The organism is Phenylobacterium sp. 58.2.17 (assembly GCF_026411515.1).
Lineage (GTDB): Bacteria > Pseudomonadota > Alphaproteobacteria > Caulobacterales > Caulobacteraceae > Phenylobacterium.
On record NZ_JAPMTQ010000038.1, the window covers coordinates 1 to 12336 of the forward strand.

At 70.0% G+C, this 12336-nt stretch carries 13 protein-coding genes; 7 read left to right on the forward strand and 6 right to left on the reverse strand.

Annotated features, from left to right (window positions below; all coding sequences use genetic code 11):
- From OUA97_RS18320 to OUA97_RS18330, 3 genes are all read right to left on the reverse strand, one after another.
- Window positions 1–640: hypothetical protein (locus OUA97_RS18320; RefSeq protein WP_267233475.1), on the reverse strand; the 640-nt coding region annotated here is incomplete at its 3' end.
- A 60-nt stretch (window positions 641–700) separates the two neighbouring features.
- Window positions 701–1369 (reverse strand): hypothetical protein, encoded by a 669-nt coding sequence (locus tag OUA97_RS18325; RefSeq protein WP_267233476.1) that lies wholly within the window; start codon window positions 1367–1369, stop codon window positions 701–703.
- 80 nt (window positions 1370–1449) lie between these two features.
- Window positions 1450–1935 (reverse strand): Lrp/AsnC family transcriptional regulator, encoded by a 486-nt coding sequence (locus tag OUA97_RS18330; protein WP_267233477.1) that lies wholly within the window; start codon window positions 1933–1935, stop codon window positions 1450–1452.
- A 114-nt stretch (window positions 1936–2049) separates the two neighbouring features.
- Here OUA97_RS18330 and OUA97_RS18335 point away from each other — a divergent pair, with 114 nt between their 5' ends.
- The 3 genes from OUA97_RS18335 to OUA97_RS18345 are packed head-to-tail and all read left to right on the forward strand — an operon-like array spanning window position 2050 to window position 5739.
- The gene (locus OUA97_RS18335; protein WP_267233478.1) at window positions 2050–3075 is read left to right on the forward strand and encodes an arginine N-succinyltransferase; all 1026 of its coding nucleotides are present in this window, start codon (window positions 2050–2052) and stop codon (window positions 3073–3075) included.
- Complete coding sequence (gene astD, locus OUA97_RS18340; protein WP_267233479.1) at window positions 3062–4471, forward strand: succinylglutamate-semialdehyde dehydrogenase; 1410 nt, start codon at window positions 3062–3064, stop codon at window positions 4469–4471. The genes OUA97_RS18335 and astD overlap by 14 nt, the downstream gene beginning before the upstream one ends.
- Window positions 4468–5739, forward strand: coding sequence for an N-succinylarginine dihydrolase (locus tag OUA97_RS18345; protein ID WP_267233480.1), 1272 nt, complete (start codon window positions 4468–4470; stop codon window positions 5737–5739). Before astD ends, OUA97_RS18345 begins: the two co-directional genes overlap by 4 nt.
- 98 nt (window positions 5740–5837) lie before the next feature.
- Here the strand turns inward: OUA97_RS18345 and OUA97_RS18350 are convergent, their stop codons facing one another.
- Together OUA97_RS18350 and OUA97_RS18355 are read right to left on the reverse strand one after the other, a co-directional pair.
- Window positions 5838–6833, reverse strand: coding sequence for a YeiH family protein (locus OUA97_RS18350; protein WP_267233481.1), 996 nt, complete (start codon window positions 6831–6833; stop codon window positions 5838–5840).
- Window positions 6830–7066 carry a DUF6356 family protein gene (locus OUA97_RS18355; RefSeq protein WP_267233482.1) on the reverse strand — a complete coding sequence of 79 codons (237 nt, stop codon included), beginning with the start codon at window positions 7064–7066 and terminating at the stop codon, window positions 6830–6832. Before OUA97_RS18355 ends, OUA97_RS18350 begins: the two co-directional genes overlap by 4 nt.
- A gap of 118 nt (window positions 7067–7184) precedes the next feature.
- On the opposite strand from OUA97_RS18355, the gene OUA97_RS18360 reads away from it, so the two are divergent.
- The 3 genes from OUA97_RS18360 to OUA97_RS18370 all read left to right on the forward strand — a co-directional run bounded on the left by OUA97_RS18360 (window position 7185) and on the right by OUA97_RS18370 (window position 10107).
- Window positions 7185–7649, forward strand: coding sequence for an Lrp/AsnC family transcriptional regulator (locus OUA97_RS18360; protein WP_267233483.1), 465 nt, complete (start codon window positions 7185–7187; stop codon window positions 7647–7649).
- A gap of 150 nt (window positions 7650–7799) precedes the next feature.
- Window positions 7800–9200, forward strand: a complete 1401-nt coding sequence (locus OUA97_RS18365; protein ID WP_267233484.1) for an AMP-binding protein — start codon at window positions 7800–7802, stop codon at window positions 9198–9200.
- Window positions 9201–9279: 79 nt separating this feature from the next.
- On the forward strand, window positions 9280–10107 hold the full coding sequence (locus OUA97_RS18370) for an alpha/beta hydrolase (RefSeq protein ID WP_267233485.1): 828 nt from the start codon (window positions 9280–9282) through the stop codon (window positions 10105–10107).
- Window positions 10108–10215: 108 nt separating this feature from the next.
- Here the strand turns inward: OUA97_RS18370 and OUA97_RS18375 are convergent, their stop codons facing one another.
- Window positions 10216–10983 carry an AraC family transcriptional regulator gene (locus OUA97_RS18375; protein ID WP_267233486.1) on the reverse strand — a complete coding sequence of 256 codons (768 nt, stop codon included), beginning with the start codon at window positions 10981–10983 and terminating at the stop codon, window positions 10216–10218.
- Window positions 10984–11074: 91 nt separating this feature from the next.
- On the opposite strand from OUA97_RS18375, the gene OUA97_RS18380 reads away from it, so the two are divergent.
- Window positions 11075–12328 carry an MFS transporter gene (locus OUA97_RS18380; RefSeq protein WP_323690971.1) on the forward strand — a complete coding sequence of 418 codons (1254 nt, stop codon included), beginning with the start codon at window positions 11075–11077 and terminating at the stop codon, window positions 12326–12328.
- Window positions 12329–12336 lie beyond the last annotated feature (8 nt).

Below are 12336 nucleotides of genomic sequence, written 5' to 3' on the forward strand. Positions count from 1 at the left end.
GGGGGGGGGGGGGGGGGGGGGGGGGGGGGGGGGGGGGGGGGGGGGGGGGGGGGGCGGGGCCCCCCCCCCCCCCCAGTGCCCGCTCGATCATCTCGCGGCCGCGGGCGACCTCGCCGTTCTCGGCCAGGGCCCAGCCATGGCTGGTCAGGAACCACCAGTCGTCGTCGGCGAAATTCGCGGCGTGGCGAGCGCAGAGATCGACGCGGGCCTGGTCGTGGTCGGCCATACCTGAGAACGCGAACAGGCCGAACGCGCCGAGCGGCATCGACAGCACCAGCACGTCGCGCGGCCAGCGGTCGGCGTGGGCGAGGGCGGCGCTCAGCGCCTCGGCCGAGCGGCCGGTGAAGGCGAACTCCAGGACCTCGACGTGGCTCTTTTCCCGCTCGGTTCCCGACAGGGCGACCAGCGCGCGGGCGGCGGCGACCTGCTCGCGCATCTGTTGCGGCTGGGCGCTCAGGGCATAGGCGCGGGCGCGGCCGGCGCGGGCCAGGGCGAAGTCCGGATCGGCGGCGATCGCCGCATCGAACGCGGCCTCCGCGCCGGGCCAGGCGGCGAGGATCAGGCGCACGCCCTGGCGATAGTGCTCGGCGGCCTCGGCGGAGGGGGTCGAAAGCGGCAGGTCGTGGGTGTCGAGGCGCATGGGCGGAAGACTATAGGGGGGCAGCCCTTGTGGGGCGATGGATGTTGAAATCGCGCGGCGTCACTTCAGGCTGGATTGCAGCCGGCGGGCCTCGGACAAGAACGGCGTGCCCGGCGCAGCCAAGAAGGCGTAGGTCATGTACGCAGGTTCTTCCAGTACTACGATGCGCGTGAACACGAGGTATGGCGTCCCGACACTCATTCTTCTCACCCACGCAGAATGTTCGCAGCGCCATTGGACAAAGCTGGTGACCCTTGCGCCGTATGCGGGTGTCTCGTCGTACCAGGAGACGGGTTCATTGGGCGGGCCATGAGCGACTTCGATCAGCCCCTTGGTCTCGAGCCATCCATCGAGAGGCGGGCCCTTGATCGTCTCAATGACGTGGATGTCGGCCTTCTCTGCCTGACACGCGGTTTTCGCCTGCTCGGCCACCCGCGTCGCGGCGGCATAGGCTTCCCGCTCGATGATGCTGGGGTGCGGCGGAGGAGGCGGGGGTGAATGTGCGGGGCCGTCGCAACTGGCCCGCGCCGGCTCTGCGAGCGGGCCTGAAGAGCTGACTGTTACGAGGTAGACGCCCGTTGCGAGATCGAACTCCTTCCCGAACTTGGCGCGCCAAGAGGAGTCGAGGGGGATAAGGGTGTCCTCGTATTTGGCGCTGCAGGACCATGCACGCTCGACGAGGCCTATCGACATCAAGATGGCGATTGCGAAGCGCAGTACAGGCCGCACTGTGCACCCCTCGGTTGTTCTGCCGCTTGTGATCAAGCGCGGCCGGGAGGGCGACGTCAACTCGAACCGTTTGGCGGCGTCTACCGCTTGGCCGCGCTCACCGGGGCGCCGGTGAAGGGCTTGGCGTCCTTCATCAGGATGTGGGAGGCGATCTTGTCGACGCCGAGGCCTTCCTGCAGCAGGCGGTCGGCCAGTTCGCCCCAGGCGCGGACGTCGGGGCAGACGACCTTGATCAGGTAGTCGAACGGGCCGGAGACCTGGGCGGCCTCGACCACCTCGGGGATCTCGGAGAGCACGGCCTCGAAGTGCAGCAGGTCGGCGGGGCGGTGGCTCTTGAGGGTGACCTCGCCATAGATGGTGACCGTCGGGCGGATGCGCTCGATATCCAGGCGGGCGTGGTAGCCGAGGATCAGGCGCTCGGCCTCCAGCCGCCGCACGCGGGCCAGGCAGGCGCTGGGCGAGAGCGCGACCTTGTCGGCCAGGGCCTGGTTGGTGATGCGGCCATCGGCCTGGAGATTGGCCAGGATCTTGAGGTCGATCCGGTCGAGCGAAGGATATCCGTCCAAGGCCTGTTTCCCCCGCAGCATCTGCGGGGCAAGACCTGGTCTTCCGCCGCCCATTTTGAAGAATCCCTAGCACAATAAGCCTCTAAGGCTTCGATGATTTCTGCGGAGGATGCCATGATCAACACCGGCGTCGTTATCCGCCCGGCCGCCCTGACCGACCTTGAATCCCTGCATGCCCTGGCGCTGAGCGCCGGGCTCGGCATGACCAATCTGCCGCCCTGCCGCGAGCGCCTGCTGGGCCTGCTCAACGCCAGCGCCGACGCGCTGGCCGGAAACCGCAAGGCCGGCAGCCAGATCCTGCTGGTCATGGAAGCAGTAGGGGACGCAGGCGGCGAGGTGGTGGGCACGGGCTGTATTTTCCCGAGCGTGGGCGGCGACTGGCCGTTCTACTCCTATCGCATCGGCCGTCTGCGGCAGACCTCGCAGGCGCTGGGCAAGGTGGTGGAGAACACCATCCTGACCCCGGTGAACGACTATGACGGGTCGGCCGAGGTCGGCGGGCTGTTCGTGCGGCCCGGCCTGCGCGGGATGGCCGGCGGGCGGCTGATGGCGCGCTCGCGCTACCTGTTCATGGCCGAGCATCGCGACTGGTTCGGCGACCGGGTGGTCTCTGAGCTGCGCGGCTACCAGGACGCGGACGGCCGCTCGCCGTTCTGGGAAGCGGTGGGCCGCAAGTTCTACGGCCTGGAGTTCAAGGAGGCCGACCGGATCAGCGTCGGCGCCGGCAAGCAGGTGATCGCCGACCTGGGGCCGAAGTACCCGATCTACCTGAACCTGCTGCCGACCGACGCGGCGCTGTCGGTGGGCCAGTTCCACCCGGATGGGGCGCGGGCGCACGCGCTGCTGACCGAGGAGGGTTTCCGGTTCGAAGGCTGCATCGACATCTTCGACGCCGGCCCGACCATGGTCGCCGACATCGACAGCCTGAAAGCGGTGCGCGACAGCCGGGTGGGGACGGTTGACGAGATCGGCCCCTGCGGCGACGGCGTCGAGGTGCTGGCCTGCGCCGGCGCGGTCGAGGGCTTCCGGGCCTCGCGCGGGCGGGTGCTGGCCGGAGAGGCGGGGCTGCGGATCAGTCCCGAGCTGGCGGCCGTTCTGAATGTGCAAGCAGGAGACCTCATCCGTCATGTCGAATTCTGAGATCGTCTCCACCGATCCCTGCACCGGCGAAGTCGTCTGGCGCGGCCCGGCGGCCGAGCCGGGCGCGCTGGATGGCGTGCTGGCGCGGGCGCGGGCCGGGTTCGCGGCCTGGTCGAGCCGGCCGCAGGAGGAGCGTCATGCGGTGGCGCGGGCCTTCGCGGCGCTGGCCAAGGCGCGGCGCGAGGAGATCGCCACCCTGCTGAGCCGCGAGACCGGCAAGCCGTACTGGGAGACCCTGACCGAGGCCGACACCGTCGCCGGCAAGGTCGAAGTCTCGATCAAGGCGCAGGCCGAGCGGGCCGGCGAGCGGAGCAGCGATGTTCCCGGCGGGCAGGCGCGGCTGGCGCACCGGCCGCATGGCGTGCTGGCGGTGATCGGGCCGTTCAACTTTCCCATGCACCTGCCCAACGGCCACATCGCCCCGGCGCTGATCGCCGGCAATGCGGTGGTGTTCAAGCCGAGCGAGAAGACCCCGGCGAGCGGTCTGTTGCTGGCCCAGCTGTGGCGCGAGGCCGGCGTGCCGGACGAGGTGATGCAGGTGGTGGTCGGTGGGGCGGAGATCGCCAAGGCGCTGGTCGTTCACGCTGGCGTCGACGGGGTGCTGTTCACCGGCGGCGTCGCGGCCGGGCGGGCGATCCACCTGGCGCTGGCCGACCAGCCGCAGAAGATCGTCGCCCTGGAGCTGGGCGGCAACAATCCGCTGGTGGTCTGGGACGTGGCCGATGTCGAGAGCGCCGCGCACCTGATCGTGCAGTCGGCCTATGTATCGGCCGGGCAGCGCTGTTCGTGCGCGCGGCGCCTGATCGTGCCGCAGGGCGCGGCCGGCGAGCGCGTCGTCGCGGCGTTGGCCGCCCTGATCGACCGCATCGTGGTCGGCGCGCCGTTCGACGAGCCGGCGCCGTTCATGGGGCCGGTGATCGACCTGGCGAGCGCGCAGGGGCTGCTGGACGCGCAGGCGCGGCTGGGCGGGAGCGCGATCCGCCAGATGCGCCGGCTCGAAGCCGGCAAGCCGTTCCTGACGCCGGGGCTGATCGACGTGACTGGGGTGGCCGTTCCGGACGCCGAGAACTTCGGGCCGCTGCTGCAGTTGATCCGCGCCAAGGACTGGGACGCGGCGATCGGCGCCGCCAACGCCACCCGCTTTGGCCTGGCGGCCGGGCTGCTGAGCGACGATGCGGCGCGCTATCGCGACTTCTGGAGCCGGGCGCGGGCCGGGATCGTCAACTGGAACCGGCCGACCACGGGGGCGGCGGCCACCGCGCCGTTTGGCGGGCCGGGGCTGTCGGGCAACCATCGGCCCAGCGCCTATTACGCGGCCGACTACTGCGCCTATCCGGTGGCGAGCATGGAGGCGGCGAGCCCCGAGTTCCGCATCGGCGCGGGGTTGGCCCCGTGATCGAGGTCAATTTCGACGGCCTGCCGGGGCCGACCCACAACTATGCGGGCCTGTCGGTTGGCAATGTCGCCAGCCAGACAAACTTTGGAGAGGTCTCCTATCCGCGCGCGGCGGCCCTGCAGGGGCTGGCCAAGATGCGGATGGCGATGGAGCTGGGCCTGACGCAGGGCTTCCTGCCGCCGCCGCTGCGGCCGGCGGCGGACACGCTGCGCGGTTTCGGGTTCGCGGGCGGCGACGACGAGGTGCTGGCGGCGGCGGCGGAGCAGGACCTGGCGCTGCTGCGGGCCGCGTGCTCGGCTTCCAGCATGTGGCGGGCCAATGCGGCCACCGTGCTGGCCGCGCCCGAGACCGGCGACGGGCGGGTGCATCTGGTCACCGCCAACCTGGCCGGGATGCTGCATCGGAGCTTCGAGGCGGAAGAGACCTTCGCGCTGCTGAAGCGGGTGTTCGCGAGCGAGGACCGGTTCGTGGTGCATGGTCCGCTGGCCAGCGCGCGGCACTTCGGCGACGAGGGGGCGGCCAACCACATGCGGCTGGCGGCCAGTCATGGCGCGCCGGGCCTCAACGTCTTCGTGCATGGCGAGGCGAGCCGGGGCGGAGCGTTCCCCGAGCGCCAGAGCCTGCGCGCCAGCCAGGCGGTCGCGCGGCTGGCGGGCCTTTCCGGCGAGCGGACCTTCTACGCGCTGCAGAACGAGGCCGCGGTGCAGGCCGGGGCGTTCCACAACGACGTGGTGGCGGTCGCCAACCAGAACGTGCTGCTGGCCCATCCGCAGGCCTTCGCCGATCCGGCGCGGCTGTACCGCGAACTGCGCGCGCGGCTGCCGAACCTGCACGTGGTCGAGACCTTCGGGGTCAGCCTGGAGGACGCGGTGTCGTCCTATCTGTTCAATTCGCAGCTGGTCAGCCTGGCCGGCGGCGGCATGGCGCTGATCCTGCCGTCGGACGCGCAGGAGAACGCGGCGGCCTGGTCGGCGGTCGAGGCGGTGCTGGCCGGTGACAACCCCATCGAGCGGGCGGTGGTGGTCGACGTGCGCGAGAGCATGCGCAACGGCGGCGGGCCTGCCTGCCTGCGCCTGCGAGTCCCGGTCGACGGGCCGGGACTGGCCGGGATCGACCCGCGCTTCATCCTCGACGAGGCGCGCTGGACCAGCCTGGCCAAGGTGGTGGTCTCGCATTGGCCCGAGCAGATCGCGCCGGGCGACCTGGTGAAGCCGGAGCTGTGGGCCCACGCGCGGGAAGCGCATGCGGCGCTGGAGGCGGCGATCTGAATCCGCTCATCCCCGCGGAGGCGGGGATCCATGCGGACTCACCACCGAGATCTCAACGCAGCTTGGGTCCCCGCCTCCGCGGGGATGAGCGCGTTTCACTAGACCAACGTCAGACTCGTCGCCGCCGCCAACAGGGCGATGACGCCGCTGGCGGCGACCAGGGTCCAGGCGAGCTTCGGTTCGATGCGCAGCAGGTCGCGCGGGGCGACCTGGGCGCTGATCGCCGCGACGCCGCCGAGCAGCAGCAGTTGCGAGGCGAGCGCCAGGGCCGGCAGCAGGACGGCGGGGATCAGGCCGAAGCTGCGCGTGGCCATCAGGGCGGCGAAGGCCCAGACGAACAGCGGCGGCAGCGGGAAGCGGCGGGCGCGCGCCTGCATGCCCATCGACAGGCCAACGGCGACGATCACCGGGCCGAGCCAGAGGATGCGCGAGAGCTTGGAGAGGGCGGCCGAGGCCTCGACGCCCGGCGAGACCGACTGGCCGGCGGCGACCACCTGGGCGACGTCGTGGATCGAGAGGCCGAGGAAGACGCCGGTCTGGCGCTCGCTGAACCCGAAATGCCGGGCGATCAGCGGATAGGCCACCATGGCGAGGGTCGAGAGCAGGTTGACGCCGACCACCACCAGGGCGGTGGTGCGGCGGCTGGCGTCGCTGTCGGGCAGAGCGCTGGCGGCGGCCATCGCGGCCGAGGCGCCGCAGATCGAGACGGCGCTGGCGGCGATCAGCGCCTCGACCAGCGGCAGGCCCGCGAGCAGGCCGATGCCGGTCCCGGCCCCGAGGCTGGCCATGACCACGCCGCCGCTGGCCAGCGCGACGGGCAGGCCGAGCGCGGCGAGTTCGGCGAAGGCGATCTGGGCGCCGAGCAGGGCGACGCCGGTCTTGAGGCCCGGCTTGGCCCACCAGCAGAGCGCCGGACCGAGCGCGACCGACCAGCCGGCGAGGCCCAGGCCCATGCCGGCGACGGCGGCGATGATCGGGGCCGGAAAGCCGCTGGCGCGGCCGAGCATCAGGGCGGCGAGCGCGATCAGGCCGAGCGCCAGGCCGCCGACCAGCGGATGGCGCGTCTCTCCCGCCGTGAGCGGGATCAGGCTCACGCCTGGAGGGCCTTGTGGGCGGCGGCGTCGGGACGACCGCGGGCGGACATCCGGGCGTGCAGGCGCTGCACGCAGAGGCTGGCGGTCTTCTCGAACCAGAACGGGAAGACGGCGTGCACCAGACAGGCGGCCCCGGCGGTGATCATGGTCATGCCGAAGCCGGAGGCCTGGGCCAGATGCTGGCCATAGCTCTCGCCGACGGAACTCGGGTGCCGGTTGAAGGCGTCCAACATCAAAACTCTCCCACGCTATCGAGCCCAAGGATGCGGGCGGGCGGCGAGAAAGGCGTTGTCGATTTTGTCGTGGATCGTTCAATGTGGAGAATATGGTTCCTCTGCTTGGGTGAATATTATGGGTGGCGTTCTCCTGGACCCGACGGATCGGCGAATCCTGCGTGAGTTGCAGGCGGACGCCACGATCCCGGTGGCCGAGCTGGCCGAGCGGGTGGGGCTGTCGCAGACGCCGTGCTGGAAGCGGGTCAAGCGGCTGACCGACGAGGGGGTGATCGACCGCAAGGTCGCGCTGCTGAACCGCGAGAAGCTGGACCTGGGGCTGGTGGTGTTCGTCTCGCTGAAGACCAGCCGCCACGACGAGGACTGGCTGGCCCAGTTCGCCAAGGGCGCCTCGGCCCTGGCCGAGGTGGTGGAGATCTACCGGCTGGCCGGGGAGACCGACTATCTGCTGAAGGTCGTGGTGTCGGACATCGCCGCCTATGACCGGTTCTACAAGCGCCTGATCGCGACGGCGCCGCTGAACGACGTGAGTTCGGCCTTCGCCATGGAGCAGATCAAGTTCACGACCGCGCTGCCGGTTTAGGGAAGCGTCTTCTCATCGTGTCATCCCGGCTCGCGAAGCAAGTCGGGTCGGAGCGAGGCCTTGCGATTTTGAGTGTTGATGGATCCCGGTCTTCGGCTGGCGCCGAAACCGGGATGACACTGGGGTGGGCGACCCGCTACGCAAGGCGCCATGAACCTCTACGCGCTGCTCGCTTCCCGCTTTCCCGCCGATCGCTCCAGGCCGGCGTTCATCCTGCCGGACGGGCGGGAGGTGTCGTATGGGGCGCTGGAGGACGACGTGGCGCGGACGGCGGCGCTGCTGGTCGAGTACGAGGTCGAGCCCGGCGACCGGGTGGCGCTGCAGTCTGAAAAGAGCGTCGAGGCGGTGGTCGTCTATCTGGCGACCCTGAAGATCGGAGCGATCTTCCTGCCGCTCAACACCGCCTATACCGAGAGCGAAATCGACTACTTCATCGACGACGCCCAGCCGGTGCTGTTCGTCGAGGACGCGGTGGAGCTGGTCGCCGACGCGCGCAGCCGCGAGCCGTTGCTGGAGACGTTGGCCCGGAGCGAAGACGACCTCGCCGCGATCATCTACACCTCCGGCACGACGGGGCGCTCGAAGGGCGCGATGCTGAGCCACGGCGCCCTGGCGGCCAACGCGCTGGCGCTGCATGCGGCCTGGGGGTTCAGCGAGAACGACGTGTTGCTGCACGCGCTGCCGATCTTCCATGTGCATGGGCTGTTCGTGGCGCTGCACTGCGCGTTCCTGTCGGGCGCGCCGATGGTGTGGCTGGCCAAGTACGACGATGCGCAGGTGCTGGCCGGCCTGCCGAAGTCGACCGTGATGATGGGGGTGCCGACCTTCTACACCCGGCTGCTGGCCAATCCGGCCTTCACCCGCGAGGCCTCTGCGCACATGCGAGTTTTCATCAGCGGCTCGGCGCCGCTGCTGGAATCGACCTTCGCCGAGTTCGAGGCCCGGACGGGGCAGCGCATCCTGGAGCGGTACGGGATGAGCGAGGCGGTGATCATCACCTCCAATCCGCTGGGCGGCGCGCGGATCGCCGGCAGCGTCGGCTATCCGCTGCCGGGCGTGGAGCTGCGGATCGGCGGGGGCGAGGCGACCGGCGTCATCGAGATCCGGGGACCGAGCGTGTTCGGCGGCTACTGGCGGATGCCCGAGAAGACCGCCGAGGAATTCACCGCCGACGGCTTCTTCAAGACCGGCGACGTCGGACGCCAAGACCCGGACGGCCGGGTGTGGATCAGCGGCCGGGCCAAGGACCTGATCATCTCCGGCGGCTTCAACGTCTATCCCAAGGAGATCGAGCTGATCCTCGACGAGATGGAGGGCGTGACCGAGAGCGCGGTGATCGGCCTGCCGCACCCGGATTTCGGCGAGGCGGTGGCGGCGGTGGTGATCGGGGCCGGCGACGAGGCGGCGATGATCGGCGCGCTGCGCGAGCGGCTGGCGGCCTTCAAGACGCCCAAGAAGGTGTTCTTCGTCGACGAACTGCCGCGCAACGCCATGGGCAAGGTGCAGAAGAACCTGCTGCGTGAACGCTATGCAGGCACGTTCGCGCCATAGGGCGACTGTCACCGATTTCGGATAGCGGCGTTCGATGGTTGGGGGTTAGGTTGCACGCCTAACAACCTGCGAGGGCGCCATGGTTCCGAACGAAGAGACTTTCGAAGGGGCCGGCGGCCTCAAGATCTTCATGCGCTCATGGCGGCCGGCGGGCGCGCCCAAGGCGATCGTGGTGATCAGCCACGGGTTCAACTCGCACAGCGGTCAGTACCTGTGGGTCGCCGAGCAATTGGCCGCCAAGGGCTTTGCGGTCTACGCCCACGACTATCGCGGCCGGGGGCTGTCGGAGGGCGAGCGGTTCCACGTCGAGCACGTCGACGAGTATGTCGGCGACCTAGTGCAGGTGGTGGGCATCGCCAAGGCGCGCGACCCGGGCCTGCCGGTCTATGTGCTGGGCCACAGCGCCGGCGGAGTGATCGCCAGCACCTACGCCCTGGACCACCAGGCCGACATCGCCGGGCTGATCTGCGAGAGCTTCGCGTTTCGGGTGCCGGCCCCCGACATCGCCCTGCAGGTGATCAAGGGGGTCAGCCACCTGGCCCCCGACATCGGGGTGCTGAAGCTGAAGAACGCCGACTTCTCGCGCGATCCGGCGGCGGTGAAGGCGATGAACGAGGATCCGCTGATCCACGACGAGACCCAGCCGAGCATCACGGTGGCGGCGCTGCAGCGCGCCGACGAACGGCTGACCAAGGAGATCCCGACCATCACCCTGCCGGTGCTGATCATCCATGGCACCGAGGACAAGGCGACGCTGCCGAAGGGCAGCCAGTTCTTCTACGACCACGCCGGATCGAAGGATAAGACGCTGAAGCTCTATGAGGGCCACTATCACGACCTGCTGGCCGACGTCGGCAAGGAGGAGGTGCTGGGGGATATCGTGGGCTGGATCGAGGCGCGAGTTTAGGTCAACCGCGCTGGTCCCGCCGAAAGCCGGGATCCAAGCTGAACGGCCTTTTACGGCGCCGATGGCCCGGGGTGAGCGGGAGGTCGAGGCGCAGGCAAGCGTGTCATCCTACCCCTGGTATCTGCTCGGCGCGACGCCGAGCAGACGCTTGAACATAGTCGCGAAGGCGGCCGGGCTTTCGTAGCCGAGGTCGAGGGCGATGGCGGTGACCTGGTCGCCGGCGGCCAAGCGGGGCAGGGCGACCAGCACGCAGGCCTGCTGGCGCCATTCGGCGAAGCTCATGCCGGTTTCGCGGCGGAAGGCGCGGGTGAAGGCGCGGCGGCCCATGCCGAGGTCGTCGGCCCAGCGGTCGATGGTGTCGTGCGGGCTGGGAGCCTCGAGGAAGGCGCGGCACTTGGCGGCCAGCCCGGGGCTCTGCGGGAACGGCGCGGCCAACGGGACGATCGGGGCGCGGGAGAGCTCGACCAGCAGCAGCTCGATGACCAGGCCGTCGCGGCCCTCGCGGTCGTACTCGCGCGGCAGTTCGCAGGCGGCCAGCAGCAGGTGGCGCAGCAACGGCGAGACCTCGATGACGCGGCTGGCCTCGCCGAAGCCGGGACAGCCGCCCGGTTCGATCAGGATGCCGCGGGTGCTGACCGATCCGACCATCTTCACCGCGTGCTCGACGCCGGGCGGGGTCCAGACCGCCCGTTCGGGCGGGGCGACCCAGGCGCCGTTGGGCGTGGAGACGACGACCACGCCCCTGGCGGCGTAGAGCAGTTGGCCGCGGCGGTGGCGGTGCCATTCGAGCTCGTGATGCGGCGGGTAGTCGTTGGCGATGGCCACGACCGGGCGCGGCGTGTCTTCGACGTCGTCCGGATTGATCCAGTCGATCATGTGTCCCACTCGCGAAATTAAAAGACCCATACAGGAATGCGGGCGCGCGGCGAAGCGCCTATCCGGGCCGCTCAGCTATGGAGCAGCTCAGATGGGCGGACAGACGATCACGGCGAACAAGCAGGCGCAGGCGGCGGGCGGGACGGCCTTCGGGGTGATCCTGGCGATCAGCTTCTGCCACCTGCTCAACGACATGATGCAGGCGCTGCTTCCGGCCATCTATCCGAACCTGAAGGCCGAGCTGGGGCTGACCTTCGGGCAGATCGGGATCGTAACCCTGGCCTATCAGGTGACCGCCTCGATCCTGCAGCCGATGATCGGGCTCTACGCCGACAAGCGGCCGACGCCGATGGCGCTGCCGTTCGGGACGCTGTTCTCGCTGGCCGGGCTGGCGGTGCTGTCGGTGGCGCACAGCTACGGCCTGGTGGTGGTCGGGGCTTGCCTGCTGGGCATGGGGTCCTCGGTGTTCCATCCGGAAAGCAGCCGTGTGGCGCGGATGGCGGCGGGCGGGCGCCATGGCCTGGCGCAGTCGCTGTTCCAGGTCGGCGGAAACGCCGGATCGGCGCTGGGCCCGCTGGCTGCGGCGGTGGTGGTGGTTCGCTGGGGGCAGTCGAGCCTGATGTTCTTCGCGCTGCTGGCGCTGCTGGCCGGGGCGATCCTGTGGAACGTGGCCCAGTGGTACCGCACCCATGGCCTGGCTCGGCTGAGCGCGGCGGCGAAGGGCCCGCAGCCGGTTGCGCCGCCGAGCCGCCAGGTGGTGACCGGGATCTCCATCCTGCTGGCGCTGATCTTCTCGAAGTACGTCTACCTGGCCAGCCTGACCAACTACCTGACCTTCTACATGATGGAGAAGTTCGGGGCCTCGGTGCAGGGCGCGCAGCTGCACCTGTTCCTCTTCCTGGGCGCAGTGGCGGCCGGAACGGTGGCCGGCGGGCCGCTGGGCGACCGGTTCGGGCGCAAGTACGTGATCTGGTTCTCGATCCTGGGGGTACTGCCGTTCAGTCTGCTGCTGCCGTTCGCGGGCGCCTTCTGGACCGGGCCGCTGGTGGTGATCATCGGCCTGATCCTGGCCTCGGCCTTCCCGGCGATCGTGGTGTTCGCCCAGGAGCTGGCGCCCGGCAAGGTCGGGATGATGTCGGGGCTGCTGTTCGGCTTCTCGTTCGGGATGGGGGGCCTCGGCGCGGCGATCCTCGGCGTGCTGGCCGACCGGACCGGGATCGAGACGGTCTACCGGCTGTGCGCCTTCCTGCCGGCCATCGGCCTGCTCGCGGCGTTCCTGCCGAAGATCGACAAGCACCCGCCGCTGGCGCCGACCCCGCCCGGTCTCGAGCCGGAAGCGGTCTGAGGACGTCG

What these genes read in the sequence shown, in the direction of transcription:
- OUA97_RS18380 (WP_323690971.1), top strand. Translation starts at nt 11,075, where the DNA reads ATGGGCGGACAGACGATCACGGCGAACAAGCAGGCGCAGGCGGCGGGC.
- OUA97_RS18375 (WP_267233486.1), bottom strand. Translation starts at nt 10,983, where the DNA reads ATGATCGACTGGATCAATCCGGACGACGTCGAAGACACGCCGCGCCCG.
- OUA97_RS18355 (WP_267233482.1), bottom strand. Translation starts at nt 7,066, where the DNA reads ATGTTGGACGCCTTCAACCGGCACCCGAGTTCCGTCGGCGAGAGCTAT.
- OUA97_RS18335 (WP_267233478.1), top strand. Translation starts at nt 2,050, where the DNA reads ATGATCAACACCGGCGTCGTTATCCGCCCGGCCGCCCTGACCGACCTT.
- OUA97_RS18365 (WP_267233484.1), top strand. Translation starts at nt 7,800, where the DNA reads ATGAACCTCTACGCGCTGCTCGCTTCCCGCTTTCCCGCCGATCGCTCC.
- OUA97_RS18360 (WP_267233483.1), top strand. Translation starts at nt 7,185, where the DNA reads ATGGGTGGCGTTCTCCTGGACCCGACGGATCGGCGAATCCTGCGTGAG.
- OUA97_RS18370 (WP_267233485.1), top strand. Translation starts at nt 9,280, where the DNA reads ATGGTTCCGAACGAAGAGACTTTCGAAGGGGCCGGCGGCCTCAAGATC.
- astD (WP_267233479.1), top strand. Translation starts at nt 3,062, where the DNA reads ATGTCGAATTCTGAGATCGTCTCCACCGATCCCTGCACCGGCGAAGTC.